This is a genomic window from uncultured Roseobacter sp. (assembly GCF_947499265.1).
GTDB lineage: Bacteria > Pseudomonadota > Alphaproteobacteria > Rhodobacterales > Rhodobacteraceae > Roseobacter.
On sequence record NZ_CANMNK010000007.1, the window covers coordinates 227,142 to 241,951 of the forward strand.

A 14,810-nucleotide genomic window follows, 5' to 3' on the forward strand; every position below is an offset into this window, starting at 1 on the left:
CCGCGCCTAGGGCTCGTCTCGCGCCTTCTCCCAAAGATCGGGACGCCGTTGTTTGGTCAGTGCTTCCGACTGTGCGCGGCGCCATGCCGCGATGTCGCCATGGTTGCCCGACATCAAGACATCCGGGATTGCGCGATCTTCCCATATTGCCGGGCGGGTGTATTGCGGATGCTCCAGAAGGCCATTCGCGTGGCTCTCTTCCACGGTGCTTTGCGCATTTCCCAACACACCCGGCAGCAGCCGTACCGTCGCATCGATCATGGCCTGCGCGGCCAATTCACCGCCCGTCATCACGAAATCACCCAAGGACACTTCCGTAATGTCAAAATGCTCAATCACGCGTTCGTCGACCCCTTCGAAACGGCCACAAAGCAGGGTCACACCATCACATCGCGCCAGATCACGCGCCATCGCCTGATCAAACGGCCGCCCGCGTGGCGACATATAGAATATCGGCCAACGCCCGCGCGCGTGAGATTGCGCGGCGGCGAGAGCAGGTCCAACGACATCCGCGCGCAATACCATGCCCGCGCCACCCCCGGCAGGCGTATCGTCAACATTGCGGTGCTTGCCGATCCCGAAATCACGCAGATCATGCGTGTGCAATTGCCAACGGCCTTCCTGCAACGCCTTTCCGGTTAGCGACAACCCAAGCACGCCGGGAAACGCATCCGGAAAGAGCGTGACAATGCGCGCTTGCCAGACGCCTGCCAGTTCTGCGCCCGTATCCATCAATGACCGTGGTTGCAGTGTTGGCCGAATGGTCTTGCGACCGTGAGATTTCGGGGTGTCGCTCATTTTTGTCCCATCTGCTGAACCCATATTCGGTTTTTGTCCCGGTGGGTACAAGGGGCGAACCCCTGTCGTAATCTGTTGTCTCTTCTTTGTCGCGCGCGTGAAATCAGCTAAATGGCGGGATCGGTCGTATTCATTTGGTGCTGCAGGTTGATTTCTCACGCTCTCAGACGAAGGGTTTGCCCGAGGAAGCGACGATCGAGCAGCAGGGTCAAAACAACCCATCAGGCGGATCCGCGACAATGCGTCCTGCGCCGAGGTCGACCGTTGGGACAGCGGCAAGCGTGAAAGGAAGTAGTACAGTCTCCGATGAACCGGGGCGTTGTACTTCCAACAGGTCACCCGCCCCGTGATCCAGAACATTTTTGACGCGTCCCAACATGGTGCCACCCGTGTCCAAAACGTCCAGCCCGATGAGGTCGGTGTGATAGTATTCATCATCCGGCAAGCTCGGCAGCTGATCGCGGCTGGCAAAAAGCTGCACGCCTTTCAAGGCATCAGCGGCCTCTTTCGTGGCAACTTCGGCAATGCGCGCGACAAAGCCGTTTTTGATCGGCCGGATCAGCGCCAGATGGAAGGTTTGCCCCTGATCTTCCGAGGTCAGCGGGCTGTAGGTTTCGATGTCTTCGGCAACAGCGCAAAAACTCTTGATGCGCAGTTCGCCGCGCACGCCATAGGCGCCCCCGATGGCACCGACACAGATTCTGTCTTCGCTCATTCCTCTGCTCCCAGACACAAACCTTCCGACATTGCACCGCCCCGATCAACACAGGCGTCGCGATGTGCCGCCCGTTCAAAGAATATGCCGGTTACAAATGCAACGACGATCAGGATCAGGGTTCGAATGGGTCTGAACATGATCGCTCCGAACGTGGTGTGAAAAAGGCGCCGGCCCCATGAAAGAGCGCGGCGCCGTTCTTGTCCAGCCTATGGGCTGGTCCGCTCAAAAAGCTCCGATTACTCGGCGCCTTCTGCTGCAGGAGCCTCCTCGGCAGGTGCTTCTTCCGCAGGTGCTGCAGCTTTTGCCGCTTTCTCTTCGGCGCGTTCCTGGGCTTTCTTGCCTGGCGTGCCTTTGTTGGGGTTGTTGCGCTCGGCTTTCTCTTTCAGGCCAGCCGCTTCGAGCATGCGCGCGACTCGATCTGTGGGCTGTGCGCCTTGGCCCAGCCAGTGCTGAACGCGCTCAACATCCATTTTCACCCGCTCTTCGCTGTCTTTTGGCAGCAGCGGATTATAGGTGCCCAGCTTTTCGATGAAGCGGCCATCGCGTGGCATGCGGCTGTCTGCAGCAACGATACGGTAAAACGGGCGTTTTTTGGAGCCGCCACGGGCGAGACGAATTTTCATAGCCATTGTGTATTTCCTTTTACGTTCAGTAGGTAAGGTGGATTTCAATCCATCCTATGATTGGTGTGTTTGATGGTGCTGAATCACTTCAGCGATGATGAAGTTGAGAAACTTCTTGGCGAATTCCGGATCCAGATCAGCCCGGTTCGCCAAATCTTCGAGCCGCTCGATCTGTGCGGCTTCGCGCGCAGGATCGGACGGGGGAAGGTCGTGTTCGGCTTTGAGTTTCCCCACAGCCTGTGTGTGCTTGAACCGCTCGCCCAGCGTATAGACGAGGATCGCATCGAGCCTGTCGATGGAGGCGCGGTGTTCTTTCAGCACCGCGGCGGCGCGGGTGACAACATCAGTCAATGGCCCATCCTTTCGGTTTGAAGAGAGGATCGGCGTAGTGGCTGATCTCCATTTCGATGCCATGCGCCAGCTGCGATCCCTTGAGATCGGCAGGGGCCGGATGGCGGTAAACGGCATCATTGCCATCAATGGTCGCGGCGTCATGGTCCTTGACCGCGCCGAGACGTTCGGCGAGCCGGATACTGTCGAGGTTCTTGGGATCGATGTAACTCACCGCTGTTTCCCAGCCCTTCTGGGCGTATAGGTAATCGCGCACCGCATGTGTGGCTTCCAGCGCGTAGCCATGGCCAGCCTTGTCCGGCCAGATCACCCAGGCGATTTCAGCCTCTGGCCAGGCTGCGGGTTTCCAGGCGCCCGCCATGCCATAGGTCTCATCGCTGGTTTTGTCGTGGATCATCCACATGCCATAGCCACGGATCTGCCAATGGCCGATCTCTGCCGCATAGAGCATCCACGCTTCATAGGCGTTCAGGGGGCCGCCCATATACCGCGCGCGGTAACTGGTAAACGTTGCCTTGAAGTCCGGGTAATCTTTGGGCTCCGGGCCGCGCAGGCTCAGCCTGTTGGTTTCCAGCTTGGGGATCTGCGTGCTCATGCGGATGCCCTCGGATGACGGTAGACCAGCCCGGGTGTTTCGGGCTTGGGCTGCAGGGCTTCGCGGTCAAGTGTCGCTCCGAGACGCTCCGCCAATGCAATTGACGCAGCATTTTCGGGGTGGATGTAGCTGACAATCGTATCCCACTTGAGCACAGTCCAGGCATGCGCAATGCAGGCCTCTGCGGCCTCGCGCGCGATGCCCTGACCTTCGCTGGCGGCGTCAAAGAGGACCCACCCCACTTCTTTTTCCGGCCAGCCATGGGGATACCAATGCCCGACGATGCCAAGAGGATCATCCGATCCCTTGCGGGTGACGATGAACATGCCAAAGCCGCGAATGGCCCAGTGACCGATTTCAGTGCCAAAGAAGTTCCAAGCCTGCCGGTCGGTCATCGGCCCGCCGGTGTATTGCGACCGGTCCGTCCGGTAGAATGCCATGAAGGCTTCCGCATCAGACGGTTGGGGGCCGCGCAGGATCAGGCGCTCTGTTTCGAGCATTGGAAACTCTGTCATCATACCCGCCCTTCCGGGGCCGGATGCCGATAAACCAGAATGTCGTCTGGCATGGCCGCTTCGGCCTTTAGATCGCGGCGCGCGCCAAGGCGTTCGGCCAGTTTGCAGGACCGTGTATTTGCAGGCTCGATTGTGCTGACAAGCGTTGGCATTTCCAGCACCGCATAGCCGTAGTCGCGCGCGGCGAGTGCTGCTTCGCGGGCATACCCTTTGCCCTCTGCAACCGCGCGCAGCATGAAACCAAGCTCGGCTTCGTGATCGCCCGGCTCAAACCCAAGCAAGACAAACCCCAGAACGGTACCGTCTGATTTCAGTTCCACGGTCCACAGACCATGGCCGCGCAGGGTCCACCCCGCGATCATCTGCGTGAAGTCGTACCAGGCCGCCTCGCGGGTCGGGTCCTCAAGGATATGCTGACCACGGGGGCCCACTGTGATCTCGGCGTAATACTTGAAATCGCCAATATGAGGTGCACGCAGGCACAGCCGGTCGGTTTCCAGAACCGGTACAAGCGATTGGAAATTTGCGGCCAATGCCGCCGCGGCACCGATGGATGGTGTCTCACATGGCAAGGTGTTCATGCGATCAACCCCAGCTCGGAGGGGGTGGCGCCCTGCAGCACTGGGCGGGTAAAGCTGCGCTGGTAAGACAGAATGCACTTGGTTTTGGCGGCAAAGGCAAAAGCCGCCTGACATTCGCTATCCTCGGCCATCTCGGCGCGATAGGCTTCGTATGCGGCCAGCGACGGGAAGGAAAACATGGCCCATGCCAGGTCATTTGCGCCCTCGTGCGGCAGGAAATAGCCGTGATGCGTGCCGCCCATCCGGGTCACCAAATGGATCCAGACCTTGGCGTAGGTCTCGAATGCGTCCACCTGATAGGGGTCGATCCGGTATGTGAGCGTGCAGGTGATCATTTCTTCTTGCCGAACCCTGACAATCCCGGGGGCAGGGGCATGCCGCCACCACCACCGAGGCCGCCCAGACCGCCGGGCAGCTTACCCCCCATGGCCTTGGCTGCCGCTTCAAGCTGTTTGGGATCCATCTGCGCGGGGTCCATGCCGCCCTTGCCCATCATCCCCTTCATGGCCTGTTTGAGCATGCCACCTTTGCCCATTTTGCCCATCTTCTTCATCATGTCGCCCATCCGGCGCTGCATCTTCAGAAGCTTGTTCAATTCGGAAACCTCAAGTCCCGCGCCTTTGGCGATCCGCTTTTTGCGCGAGGCCTGCAGGATCTGCGGATTGGCCCGCTCTTTCTTGGTCATGGACTGGATGAGCGCGATCTGGCGACGCAGGATGCTGTCGTCAAAGCCGGCATCTTCCACCTGCTTGGCCATTTTGCCCATACCCGGCATCATGCCCATCATCCCCTGCATGCCGCCCATCTTCAGCATCTGTTCCAGCTGCATCTTGAGGTCGTTCATGTTGAACTGCCCCTTGGCCATGCGCTTCATCATGCGCTCGGACTGTTCCAGCTCGAGCGTTTCTTGCGCCTTCTCAACCAGCGCAACAATATCGCCCATGCCAAGGATGCGGCCCGCGATGCGCTCAGGCTCGAAGGTCTCGATGGCGTCCATCTTCTCGCCGAGGCCCACGTATTTGATCGGTTTGCCGGTGACAGCCCGCATCGACAACGCTGCGCCGCCGCGCCCGTCGCCGTCCATCCGTGTCAGCACGACGCCGGAGACGCCGATCTTGTCGTCAAACTCGGTGGCCACATTGACCGCGTCCTGACCGGTCAGACCATCGACCACCAGCAGGGTCTCACGCGGGTTGGCCACGTCGCGCACGGCCGCGGCCTGCGCGATCAATTCCTGATCGATGTGCAAGCGGCCCGCGGTATCGAGCATATAGACGTCGTAGCCGCCCAAACCCGCCTGCGTCTTGGCCCGTTTGGCGATGGCGACGGGATCCTCGCCTTTGACGATCGGCAGGGTGTCCACACCGATCTGGACGCCCAGGATCGCCAATTGCTCCATCGCGGCGGGACGGTTGACGTCAAGCGACGCCATCAGCACGCGCTTGCCGTCGCGGTCCTTGAGCCGTTTGGCCAGTTTCGCCGTCGTGGTGGTTTTGCCGGAGCCTTGCAGGCCGACCATCAGGATCGGCGCGGGCGGGTTGTCGATTTTCAGGGCACCCGGTTCGCCTTCGCCTTTCAGCACGTCGATGAGCGCGTCATGCACGATCTTGACGACCTGCTGACCGGGGGTGATCGATTTGGTGACCGCCTGGCCGGTGGCTTTTTCCTGAACCGCTTTGACAAAATCACGCGCCACGGGCAGCGAAACGTCAGCCTCCAGCAAGGCGACACGTACTTCGCGCAGGGCGGTTGCGACATCTTCTTCGGAGAGCGCACCCTGTTTCGTCAGGCGGTCGAAGACGCCGGAGAGGCGTTCGGACAGATTTTCAAACATGGGCCATGGCCCCCTTTGGTTCGGTTGCGATACCCCTGATGTAAGGGGCATGCGATTAATGCACAAATGCCCGGCGTCATTTCGCAAGAGGGCAAAACCAAATGGCTTTGCCCCCGTGGGCGCAACGCGCTGACGGAGGGCGATCCCGAATGGTTCGGGACCGGAAGATCAAAGCTTCCGGATGTTGTAACGGCGTTTAGGCTTTGGGCCTTGCGGAGTCAAGCCAGGCATTGATGCGCTGAACGACCTTTTCCGCTTGCGGGCCGCTGCGATAGCTTTGCGTCAGCCCGTGTCGTTTTTCCAACCGGTCTGCGCCAAGCACAAGTGCTATGCGGTGCGTGTCAGCATTGTCATGATCGCCTTTGCGGGTCTGGATCATTGCCCGGGTCACATCGGATAGTGGATGGGTCTGGCGCTCATCCCCTGACATTCGACGCTTGTGCAGGCTGCAGGTTTGCGCGCGTCGGTCAAAGACCACCTGCACCCGTTCGACCGCGAACCACAGGGAAGGCCCCATCAATACAATTGTGATCACCAGGATAAAAAATGCCTTGCCGATTTCCTCGGCCGAATAAGCCGAAAACGCGGCGTAAAGCAGGACCAAAATCATGGCCACCAATGCCAGTGACAGCAGAATAGGTCGACTTTCAATCACCAGCCGGTCCGGAGTGTCGATCAAGATTTTCATGCCCGCAGAGATGCAGATGATATTGGTGTTTTCTGGGCCGTTCCGGCACAAAAAAATGGCGCCGGGAATGGTCCGGCGCCATCTTGCTCGATGTTCGGGGATGCGTCCGCCCTCAGGCGGCCAACGCGTCGATTTGCGCGTGAGCCCCTGTCACGGCCTTTTCCGCATCCGCCATCACCCGGTCAGCGGCGATGATGTCGACATCCGAAATGCCGATGAACCCCATGATGTGGCGCAGGTAGCCAGAGGCGAAATCAATCTCAGACCCAACCGACGTCCCCCCGGTCGCCAGGGCGATCACCGCACGTTTGCCCTCCAGCAGGCCTTTTGGCCCGTTTTCGGTATAGGCAAAGGTGAGCCCGGCGCGGACAATCAGATCGATCCAGGCCTTGAGCGCGGCCGGGACGCCAAAATTATAAACCGGCGCGCCGATCACGATGACGTCTGCGGCTTTGATTTCGTCCACAAGCGCATCAGAAAGCGCGAGTGCTTGTTCCTGCGCTTCGCTGCGTTGGTCGGCAGGGGTGAAGTTGGCGTTGACCCAGGCCTCGTTGATCTGGGGCAGCGCGTCCGTTAAATCGCGGCGGATAACGTCACCGCCCAATTTCTCGACGATGCGTGAGGTCAGCTGGCGGGTGGTGGAACCGGCAAGGCGCGCGGATGCATCAATGTGCAGAATGGTCTTTGTCATTGCAGAGGTCCTGTTATCAGTGGCACGAGTGTTGTGTTGTGCAACAAATATGATTATTGCAATTTCGAACGCAATTAGCGTTATTGAACAAAAATCGTGCGTTTTCGCACATATCTGGGCATCAGTGCGGCGATATGGATAACTGGGACGAAATAAAAACGGCGTATCAGGTCGCGCGCATGGGCACGGTGAGCGGGGCAGCGGATGTGCTGGGCGTGCACCATGCCACGGTGATCCGGCACATTGATGCGCTCGAAGGACGTCTGGGCGTTAAACTGTTTCAGCGTCATGCGCGGGGATATACCGCCACCGAAGCGGGGCAGGACCTGCTGCGGGTGGCGCAGGCCACGGATGATCAGTTCAGCCAATTGGCGGGCAGAATCCGCGGGCTTGGCAACGAGGTGTCCGGCGATCTGGTGGTGACCTCGCTGATCAGTCTTGCGCCGCGCATGGTGCCGCTGCTGGCAAGGTTTCAGACGCAATATCCGGATGTCGTGGTGCGGTATCTGACCGGGGACCGGTTGTTCCGCCTGGAATACGGAGAGGCGCATATTGCGATCCGGGCGGGGTCGGCGCCCGATCAGCCCGACAATGTGGTGCAGGCTTTCCACCCACAGAAAATGGGTCTCTACGCGACAAAGGCCTATCTGAGCGCAAATGGCACGCCCAAAGGCCTGGACGATTTTGCCAAACACCGGTTTGTCGGTCACGACAGCGACAACAGCCGCGCGCCCTTCAATCGATGGCTGCGGTCCCATATCCCGACCGCATCGCTTACGTTCCGTTCCACCGACACCCATGCGCTGGAGGAGGCGATCAAGGCGGGCGCGGGCATCGGGTTCCTGCCCGTGATAGAAGCCCGTCAGGACCCTGATCTTGTGGAAATCTACGAGCGCCAGGAGGAATGGTCCGCACCGCTCTGGCTGGTGACGCATGTCGATTTGCATCGTACCACCAAAGTGCAGGCCTTCCTGACGTTCCTCAAGGAACAGTCGAAAGACTGGATCGTATGACATCGGGCCAGCAAGGGCACCTGGCCATGCTGACGTTTTCTGCGCTTGTCGCCGGGTCCTTCGCGCTGGGCGCACAGGTGGCCAATGTCATCGATCCGGCAGTGCTGAACGCGGCGCGGTTTGTTCTGGCCGCCGCTGTCATCGGGGCCGTGGCAGCGGCGACAACCGGGCTCCCGATGGGCGCGTTCCGCGCGCCCTGGCGTTACATCGTGCTTGGCGGCACCTTCGTGACCTATTTCGTGCTGATGTTCGAGGGGCTGAAAACGGCGGCACCGGTGAGCGCTGCAGCGGTCTTTACGCTGACACCGGTGATGGCTGCAGGCTTTGGCTGGATCCTGTTGCGGCAGGTGACAACGCCGCGCATGGCCTTGGCGCTGACCATTGGGGCGGTGGGCGCGTTATGGGTTATCTTTCGCGCGGATTGGTCGGCGTTTCGGGCGTTTGAAGTCGGGCAGGGTGAGGCAATATATTTTGTCGGCTGCGTTGCGCATGCGGTCTACACGCCGATGGTGCGCAAGCTGAACCGGGGTGAGCCAGCGGTGGTTTTCACCTTTGGCGTTCTGGTGGCCGGGGCCGTGGTGCTGACGCTTTATGCGTGGTCCGACATCATGGCCACCGATTGGGCGGGCTTGCCCATGATCGTTTGGATCACACTCATATACATCGCGGTTTTCGCCTCATCCGCGACTTTTGTGCTGCTGCAGTTTGCGACACTGCGCCTGCCAAGTGCCAAGGTCATGGCCTATACCTACCTCACGCCCAGCTGGGTGATCCTGTGGGAACAGGCGCTGGGTAACGGTGCGCCCGGCATGGCGGTCTTGGGGGGTGTGGCGCTGACAATGGTCGCGCTCTGGCTCTTGCTCAGGGACGATGGTCGGCCACAACTGGAACCGAAACCGACAGGCGCGCGTTGATCCTCCACAGAAATTGAGAGGGAAAAACAATGCACGGTATTATTTATCTTGTCGGACTTGTGGTCATTGTGATGGCTGTGATCAACTTTGCGACCTGATCAAAACCGCGCCGTTCAGGCGCTCTCTTCAGGCAGTTCGGATTCCAGGAACCTCTCAAACGCGTCGAGGTTGACCGGTTCGAACTGCCCGAAGCCCTGCATCCAGACCGATGCGGCCCGCAAGGCGTCGGGCTCCAGCTTGCACCACTTTACACGTCCACGTTTTTCCTGAGAAATCAGGCCCGCATTTGTAAGGACGGTTAAATGCTTTGAGATCGCGGCAAGCGACATCTCAAACGGCTCCGCGACATCCGTGACGGCCATATCGTCTTCCAGCAACATTGTCAGAATGGCCCGCCGTGTCGGGTCGGCAAGTGCCGCAAAGGCCTGGTCGAGGTCGCGTGTCATACCCCGTCATAACGCCCGCCCCGCCGGAGGGAAAGCGTGTCATCCGCGCGGGTGGAACGTGGACTGCGAAGGCAGGGTCAGCCGGTGGCGTTCCATTTCTGCCGGGCTGAGGCCGATGTCGCGCGCCATATGATCACTGAGATCACGGGCATGCGGGATATAGGGTCGGGGCCGCAGAATGTTCAGAATTTGGCGCCAGAGGCTTTTGCGGGGTGTGACGGGTGCGTTTACGACACATCTGTCTTGCACGCAGCAAGCTGCGTTTAAGGTCTGAGTTTGCATGAAAATCACCTGTTTTCAGAGTTTCAGGTTAAATTTAGTATCCCCTATGTTATTTCACAAAGACAATTGCTTGACAGAACCTGTGCAAAAAACGCACGTAAATACCATGTCGCGCAAACTCCCCCCGCTGAATGCCCTGCGTGCCTTTGAGGCGGCGGGGCGGCATGAGAGCTTTTCCCGTGCCGCCGATGAGCTGGGGGTTAGCCATTCGGCGATCAGCCGTCATGTGCGCGGGCTGGAGCATCGGTTGGGTGCGCAGCTCTTTCGTGATTTGCCACGAGGAGTGCAGCTGACGCCCGACGGCAAGGCCTATCTGACGCGGATCATCCCGGCGCTTGATGTGATCAGCGAGGCAACCGAAGAACTGGAGGAGGCCCCGGCAGGGCAGATCACCGTCAGCAGTGAGACCCTGTTTGCGCAGCGGTTCCTGATCCCCCGGCTGCCTGACTTCTACAAGGCATATCCTGACGTAGAGGTCCGGTTGGATGCCTCGCAGAACCTCGCGGACGTCGAACGCTACGAGGCCGACCTGGCCGTGCGGTTCCTGATCTCCGGCGGGGTTGATGCCCCATCCGATCTGCTCAGCAACGCGCCGCTCTATCCCTATGCGGCCCCAGGCCTGATCCCGGAGGGCGGGATCGCAGCGGCCGAGCTGCTGAAATTCCGCCTGCTCAAGGACCGGGGGCGCAATGTCTGGCAGCAATGGTGCGAGGCGGCGGGCATCGGTGCCGACGCCATCACCGAGCCACGCTGGCGCATGCGCTCCACCCTCGCGATCGAGGCGGTGCTGCATGGTCACGGCATCTATCTGGGGTCTGCGGAATGTGTCGATATGGAGTGCCGCATGGGCCGGCTGATCCGGTGTTCCGATGTGGGCATCCGGTCGGGCAGCTACCATCTGGTCTATGGCAGTCGCGGGATGCGCCGCAAAGCGCTGCGCCAGTTCCGCCGGTGGCTGCTGGAGCAGACCGAACCTTTTCGCGAGACCGGGCTATCCGATTAAGGTCAACCAATTGGTTGAATAATGCAAACCGCCGAGGCAGCGCGAAATAAGCCTGTGACATCCTGTACCGGCGTTTTTGCGAGGTCAGGTAAATGTAGATAAATCAGATATTTAAATGGTTCTTGGGGCCTCTCTGCCGGTGCTTGACTCGCAGCGCTGTGCACAATAGCAACAGCGCAACCATCCAAAGGGGTGTTTCGACGTGACGGATCCCGACCAAAAGCAGCGCATGCAGCAGCTTGAGGACAAGATCGAAGCGGCAAAACAGGCGCAAGCGCCAGCGCCCCGCGCGGATGAGCACTACTCTCAGGCGCAACTTGCCTGGCGGATGGTGATCGAATTGGTGGCCGGTCTGGGGATCGGTTTTGGCATCGGATACGGGCTCGACGTTCTCTTTGGAACACTCCCGATCTTCATGGTGCTGTTTACAATGCTGGGTCTGGCAGCCGGGGTGAAAACGATGCTCCGCTCTGCGCAGGAAATCCAGGAAAAGAAATTGGCCGACGAGGCCGAGAAACGAGACGAGGGAGCCCGGAATGGCGGATAAGGCGGAAGAAGGCGGTCTGGTTTTCCACCCGATGGACCAGTTCATCATCGAGCCGATTTTTGGCGGTGATGTCACATGGTACACGCCGACAAATGCGGCGCTCTGGATGGGTCTGTCGATTGTCGCCATCATCCTTCTGCTGGTTCTGGGCAGCTCCAAACGCGCCATCGTGCCAAGCCGGTCGCAATCGGTTGCGGAACTCGCCTACGGCTTTGTCTACAAGATGGTCGAAGACATCTGCGGCAAGGAAGGTCTGCGGTATTTCCCGTATATCATGACCCTCTTTATGTTCATTGTCTGCGCCAACTTCCTTGGCTTGATCCCTACATCTTTCACGCCGACATCGCATTTCGCGGTCACCGTGGTGCTTGCGCTTGCGGTCTTCCTGACCGTGACAATCCTGGGTTTTGTCAAAAACGGCGCGGCGTTTTTGGGTCTGTTCTGGGTATCGTCGGCGCCTCTGGCCCTGCGGCCCGTACTGGCCATCATCGAGCTGATTTCATATTTCGTGCGCCCCGTGAGCCATTCCATTCGTCTGGCGGGCAACGTCATGGCAGGTCACGCGGTCATTAAGGTTTTCGCCGGTTTTGCTGCACTGACGCTTGTAAGCCCGGTTGCGATCCTTGGCATCACCGCGATGTACGGCCTGGAGGTCCTGGTGTCCTTCATTCAGGCCTATGTCTTTACCATCCTGACGTGCGTGTACCTCAAGGACGCGCTTCATCCGCATCACTAATTCGGGCGATTTTGACACCCGTCCAAATACTCAACTTCCAATCGTAAGGAGAATTCACATGGAAGGCGAACTCGCACACATCGGCGCAGGTCTGGCAGCAATCGGTTCCGGCGCCGCCGCAATCGGGGTTGGCAACGTTGCAGGCAACTACCTGGCAGGCGCACTGCGAAACCCATCTGCTGCTGCAAGCCAAACAGCTACACTCTTCATCGGTATCGCTTTCGCAGAAGCGCTGGGGATCTTCGCATTCCTCGTCGCTCTGTTGCTGATGTTCGCCGTCTAAGAGCAGACGACGACTATCCTTACGGTCGGGCGGCGCGACATCTCGCGCTGCCCGATGTAACGGCCCGCCGCGCAGGAGACCGACATGGCAACCGAAACACATAGCGCTGACGCTGCCTCCTCGGGAGGGATGCCACAGCTCGACTTCTCGACATGGGGGAACCAGATTTTCTGGTTGGTGATCACGCTGATTGTGATCTATTTTATCCTGTCTCGGGTGGCCCTGCCCCGGATCGCCGCTGTTTTGGCAGAGCGCCAGGGCACCATCACAAGTGACCTCGCCGCCGCTGAGGATCTGAAAGTCAAAGCGCAGGAAGCTGAAGCCGCCTATGACAAGGCGCTAGTGGACGCACGTGCCGAGGCGCACCGCATTGTTGGTGAGGCCAAGGCAGAAATTCAGTCGGATCTGGATGCCGCTATCGCCAAAGCCGATGCGGAGATTGCGGCCAAGGCTGCAGAATCCGAAAAAGCGATTGCCGAAATCCGTGCGGGCGCGATGGATGCGGTCAAAGAAGTGGCTGCCGATACCGCCGGTGAAATCGTGGCCTCAATGGGCGGCAAACCCGATGCCAAGGCAATTGCCACGGCGGTCGGCGCCCGGTTGAAAGGATGAACGCAATGCGCAAAACATTTTCCTTTTTGACTGCCACATTTGCACTGGGCATTGCGAGCCCGGCGATGGCCGCAGGCGGTGGCATATCCTTGAAGAACACCGACTTCGTGGTGTTCCTCGGCCTGGTCGTTTTCATCGGCATTCTGATCTACTTCAAAGTACCCTCGCTGATCGGCGGCATGTTGGACAAACGCGCCGAAGGCATCCAGTCCGAACTGGAAGAAGCCCGTGCGCTGCGCGAAGAGGCGCAGTCCCTGTTGGCCAGCTATGAGCGCAAACAGCGCGAGGTGCAGGAACAGGCTGATCGCATCGTCGCCGCTGCCAAGGAAGAAGCACGCACAGCCGCCGAGCAAGCCCGCGCCGATCTGGCCGTTTCACTGGAGCGCCGTATGGCCGCCGCGGAAGAGCAGATTGCAACGGCACAGGGCGCTGCGGTCAAGGAAGTGCGGGATCAGTCGATCACCGTCGCTGTCGCTGTGGCCCGCGAGGTGATCGCCAAGCAGATGACCGCCGCGCAGGGCAACAGCCTGATCGATGGGGCGATTGCCGAAGTAGACGCTAAACTACACTGATTGGCTGCCTGAAGCTGATGTCACGGGAACCCCGATCTTCCGATCGGGGTTTTTTGTTGGCTGAGTATGAACGCGGGCAATTTGCATTCTTGCCTGATGCGGCCCCCGGGCAGATATCGCCGCTAGTGGCGTTCCACCTCGTGATCAAGCCGTTGTCGCGCGACTTCTTCGTTGCGGTCCGCCTTGATCTGCCCGTGCAGGCAGGTTTCCACGTAGTTCAGATGCGTTTCCACAGCCTGTCTCGCGCCTTCCGGGTCGCGTTGCTGCAACCGGTCATTGATCGCCCGATGCTGGTCCAGAAGCATACCGCGCGTGGCGCGTTGCTTGAACATGACCTGACGGTTGTAGAACACGCCTTCGCGCAGCAACTGGTACATTGACCGCATCATATGCAGCATGACCACATTGTGGCTGGCCTCGACAATTGCCATGTGAAATTGCGCGTCCAGTTGCGCTTCGTCTTCCGGATTGCGCTTGGTATGGGCCACTTCCATCTTGTCAAAAACAGTCTGCACCACGCGCAAATCCGTATCGGAGCCGACCTGCGCAGCGCGCTCAGCGGCGAGCCCTTCCATGTCTTTGCGAAACGACAAGTAGTCAAATACAGCTTCGTCATGTCGCGCGAAAAGCTGCACCAACGCCGGGGCAAAGGCAGACCCAAGAACATCCGCGACATATACGCCAGCGCCCGCGCGCGTGCTCAACAGCCCTTCCTCCTGCAACACACCGATGGCATCCCGCAGACTGGGGCGCGAAACTTTCAGACGCTCTGCCAACTCCCGCTCCGCAGGCAATCTCTCACCCGGCCGCAGAATGCCGCGCAGGATGAGCTGCTCGATCTGTCGCACAACGGCGGCTGAGAGCTTTTCCGACTGGACTGGGCGAAAGGGCATGCGGCCTCCTATTGGTCAAATAATATGACCACTTTGGCGCGCGGTAAACAACAATAGAGATGTGGCAACACGCTTTCGGTGCCGGGAGCGGTTGACCGCCTGCATGCGGAAAACC

The 14,810-nt window shown here is 59.5% G+C and carries 23 protein-coding genes; 8 read left to right on the forward strand and 15 right to left on the reverse strand.

The genetic code is table 11. The features are described 5' to 3' along the window. Positions 1-6: 6 nt before the first annotated feature. The 12 genes from trmD to Q1A63_RS19620 all read right to left on the reverse strand — a co-directional run bounded on the left by trmD (position 7) and on the right by Q1A63_RS19620 (position 7,394). Entirely contained in the window at positions 7-798 is a 792-nt protein-coding gene (gene trmD / locus Q1A63_RS19565) for a tRNA (guanosine(37)-N1)-methyltransferase TrmD (RefSeq protein ID WP_298974747.1), read from the reverse strand. Between the two features lie 208 nt (positions 799-1,006). Beyond that, on the reverse strand, positions 1,007-1,513 hold the full coding sequence (gene rimM, locus Q1A63_RS19570) for a ribosome maturation factor RimM (protein ID WP_298974748.1): 507 nt from the start codon (positions 1,511-1,513) through the stop codon (positions 1,007-1,009). Then, entirely contained in the window at positions 1,510-1,653 is a 144-nt protein-coding gene (locus Q1A63_RS19575; RefSeq protein ID WP_298974749.1) for a hypothetical protein, read from the reverse strand. The genes rimM and Q1A63_RS19575 overlap by 4 nt, the downstream gene beginning before the upstream one ends. Before the next feature lie 99 nt (positions 1,654-1,752). Continuing rightward, on the reverse strand, positions 1,753-2,145 hold the full coding sequence (gene rpsP, locus Q1A63_RS19580; RefSeq protein ID WP_298974750.1) for a 30S ribosomal protein S16: 393 nt from the start codon (positions 2,143-2,145) through the stop codon (positions 1,753-1,755). A 48-nt stretch (positions 2,146-2,193) separates the two neighbouring features. Continuing rightward, complete coding sequence (locus tag Q1A63_RS19585; RefSeq protein ID WP_298974751.1) at positions 2,194-2,490, reverse strand: chorismate mutase; 297 nt, start codon at positions 2,488-2,490, stop codon at positions 2,194-2,196. Next, positions 2,483-3,085: a GNAT family N-acetyltransferase gene (locus tag Q1A63_RS19590; protein WP_298974752.1), complete on the reverse strand. Its 603-nt coding sequence runs from the start codon at positions 3,083-3,085 to the stop codon at positions 2,483-2,485. The genes Q1A63_RS19585 and Q1A63_RS19590 overlap by 8 nt, the downstream gene beginning before the upstream one ends. Beyond that, positions 3,082-3,600: a GNAT family N-acetyltransferase gene (locus Q1A63_RS19595; protein WP_298974753.1), complete on the reverse strand. Its 519-nt coding sequence runs from the start codon at positions 3,598-3,600 to the stop codon at positions 3,082-3,084. The genes Q1A63_RS19590 and Q1A63_RS19595 overlap by 4 nt, the downstream gene beginning before the upstream one ends. Then, a complete protein-coding gene (locus tag Q1A63_RS19600) occupies positions 3,600-4,181 on the reverse strand; it encodes a GNAT family N-acetyltransferase (protein WP_298974754.1) in 582 nt (193 codons plus the stop codon). Before Q1A63_RS19600 ends, Q1A63_RS19595 begins: the two co-directional genes overlap by 1 nt. Then, positions 4,178-4,516, reverse strand: coding sequence for an NIPSNAP family protein (locus Q1A63_RS19605; protein WP_298974755.1), 339 nt, complete (start codon positions 4,514-4,516; stop codon positions 4,178-4,180). The genes Q1A63_RS19600 and Q1A63_RS19605 overlap by 4 nt, the downstream gene beginning before the upstream one ends. Beyond that, positions 4,513-6,015 (reverse strand): signal recognition particle protein, encoded by a 1,503-nt coding sequence (ffh, locus tag Q1A63_RS19610; RefSeq protein ID WP_299632388.1) that lies wholly within the window; start codon positions 6,013-6,015, stop codon positions 4,513-4,515. The genes Q1A63_RS19605 and ffh overlap by 4 nt, the downstream gene beginning before the upstream one ends. A 196-nt stretch (positions 6,016-6,211) precedes the next feature. Next, positions 6,212-6,703, reverse strand: a complete 492-nt coding sequence (locus Q1A63_RS19615; RefSeq protein ID WP_298974758.1) for a hypothetical protein — start codon at positions 6,701-6,703, stop codon at positions 6,212-6,214. 112 nt (positions 6,704-6,815) lie between these two features. Further along, positions 6,816-7,394, reverse strand: coding sequence for an NAD(P)H-dependent oxidoreductase (locus Q1A63_RS19620; protein WP_298974759.1), 579 nt, complete (start codon positions 7,392-7,394; stop codon positions 6,816-6,818). 134 nt (positions 7,395-7,528) lie between these two features. Here Q1A63_RS19620 and Q1A63_RS19625 point away from each other — a divergent pair, with 134 nt between their 5' ends. Both Q1A63_RS19625 and Q1A63_RS19630 read left to right on the forward strand, forming a co-directional pair. Further along, positions 7,529-8,407: a LysR family transcriptional regulator gene (locus tag Q1A63_RS19625; protein ID WP_298974760.1), complete on the forward strand. Its 879-nt coding sequence runs from the start codon at positions 7,529-7,531 to the stop codon at positions 8,405-8,407. Continuing rightward, positions 8,404-9,321 carry a DMT family transporter gene (locus Q1A63_RS19630; protein WP_298974761.1) on the forward strand — a complete coding sequence of 306 codons (918 nt, stop codon included), beginning with the start codon at positions 8,404-8,406 and terminating at the stop codon, positions 9,319-9,321. Before Q1A63_RS19625 ends, Q1A63_RS19630 begins: the two co-directional genes overlap by 4 nt. A 113-nt stretch (positions 9,322-9,434) precedes the next feature. On the opposite strand, the gene Q1A63_RS19635 is transcribed toward Q1A63_RS19630, so the two are convergent. Together Q1A63_RS19635 and Q1A63_RS19640 are read right to left on the reverse strand one after the other, a co-directional pair. Then, positions 9,435-9,767 (reverse strand): metalloregulator ArsR/SmtB family transcription factor, encoded by a 333-nt coding sequence (locus Q1A63_RS19635; protein WP_298974762.1) that lies wholly within the window; start codon positions 9,765-9,767, stop codon positions 9,435-9,437. Between the two features lie 39 nt (positions 9,768-9,806). Further along, entirely contained in the window at positions 9,807-10,016 is a 210-nt protein-coding gene (locus Q1A63_RS19640) for a hypothetical protein (protein WP_298974763.1), read from the reverse strand. Between the two features lie 139 nt (positions 10,017-10,155). Here Q1A63_RS19640 and Q1A63_RS19645 point away from each other — a divergent pair, with 139 nt between their 5' ends. From Q1A63_RS19645 to Q1A63_RS19670, 6 genes are all read left to right on the forward strand, one after another. Then, on the forward strand, positions 10,156-11,052 hold the full coding sequence (locus tag Q1A63_RS19645; RefSeq protein WP_298974764.1) for a LysR substrate-binding domain-containing protein: 897 nt from the start codon (positions 10,156-10,158) through the stop codon (positions 11,050-11,052). Positions 11,053-11,254: 202 nt separating this feature from the next. Beyond that, positions 11,255-11,599 (forward strand): AtpZ/AtpI family protein, encoded by a 345-nt coding sequence (locus tag Q1A63_RS19650; protein WP_298974765.1) that lies wholly within the window; start codon positions 11,255-11,257, stop codon positions 11,597-11,599. Further along, the gene (locus Q1A63_RS19655; protein WP_298974766.1) at positions 11,589-12,335 is read left to right on the forward strand and encodes a F0F1 ATP synthase subunit A; all 747 of its coding nucleotides are present in this window, start codon (positions 11,589-11,591) and stop codon (positions 12,333-12,335) included. Before Q1A63_RS19650 ends, Q1A63_RS19655 begins: the two co-directional genes overlap by 11 nt. A gap of 58 nt (positions 12,336-12,393) precedes the next feature. Next, positions 12,394-12,618, forward strand: a complete 225-nt coding sequence (locus Q1A63_RS19660) for a F0F1 ATP synthase subunit C (protein ID WP_011567586.1) — start codon at positions 12,394-12,396, stop codon at positions 12,616-12,618. An 84-nt stretch (positions 12,619-12,702) separates the two neighbouring features. Next, entirely contained in the window at positions 12,703-13,230 is a 528-nt protein-coding gene (locus tag Q1A63_RS19665) for a F0F1 ATP synthase subunit B' (protein ID WP_298974767.1), read from the forward strand. Between the two features lie 5 nt (positions 13,231-13,235). Further along, positions 13,236-13,802 carry a F0F1 ATP synthase subunit B gene (locus Q1A63_RS19670; RefSeq protein ID WP_298974768.1) on the forward strand — a complete coding sequence of 189 codons (567 nt, stop codon included), beginning with the start codon at positions 13,236-13,238 and terminating at the stop codon, positions 13,800-13,802. Positions 13,803-13,924: 122 nt separating this feature from the next. Here Q1A63_RS19670 and Q1A63_RS19675 read toward each other — a convergent pair whose 3' ends face one another. After that, complete coding sequence (locus Q1A63_RS19675; RefSeq protein WP_299632389.1) at positions 13,925-14,695, reverse strand: FCD domain-containing protein; 771 nt, start codon at positions 14,693-14,695, stop codon at positions 13,925-13,927. Positions 14,696-14,810: the final 115 nt, after the last annotated feature.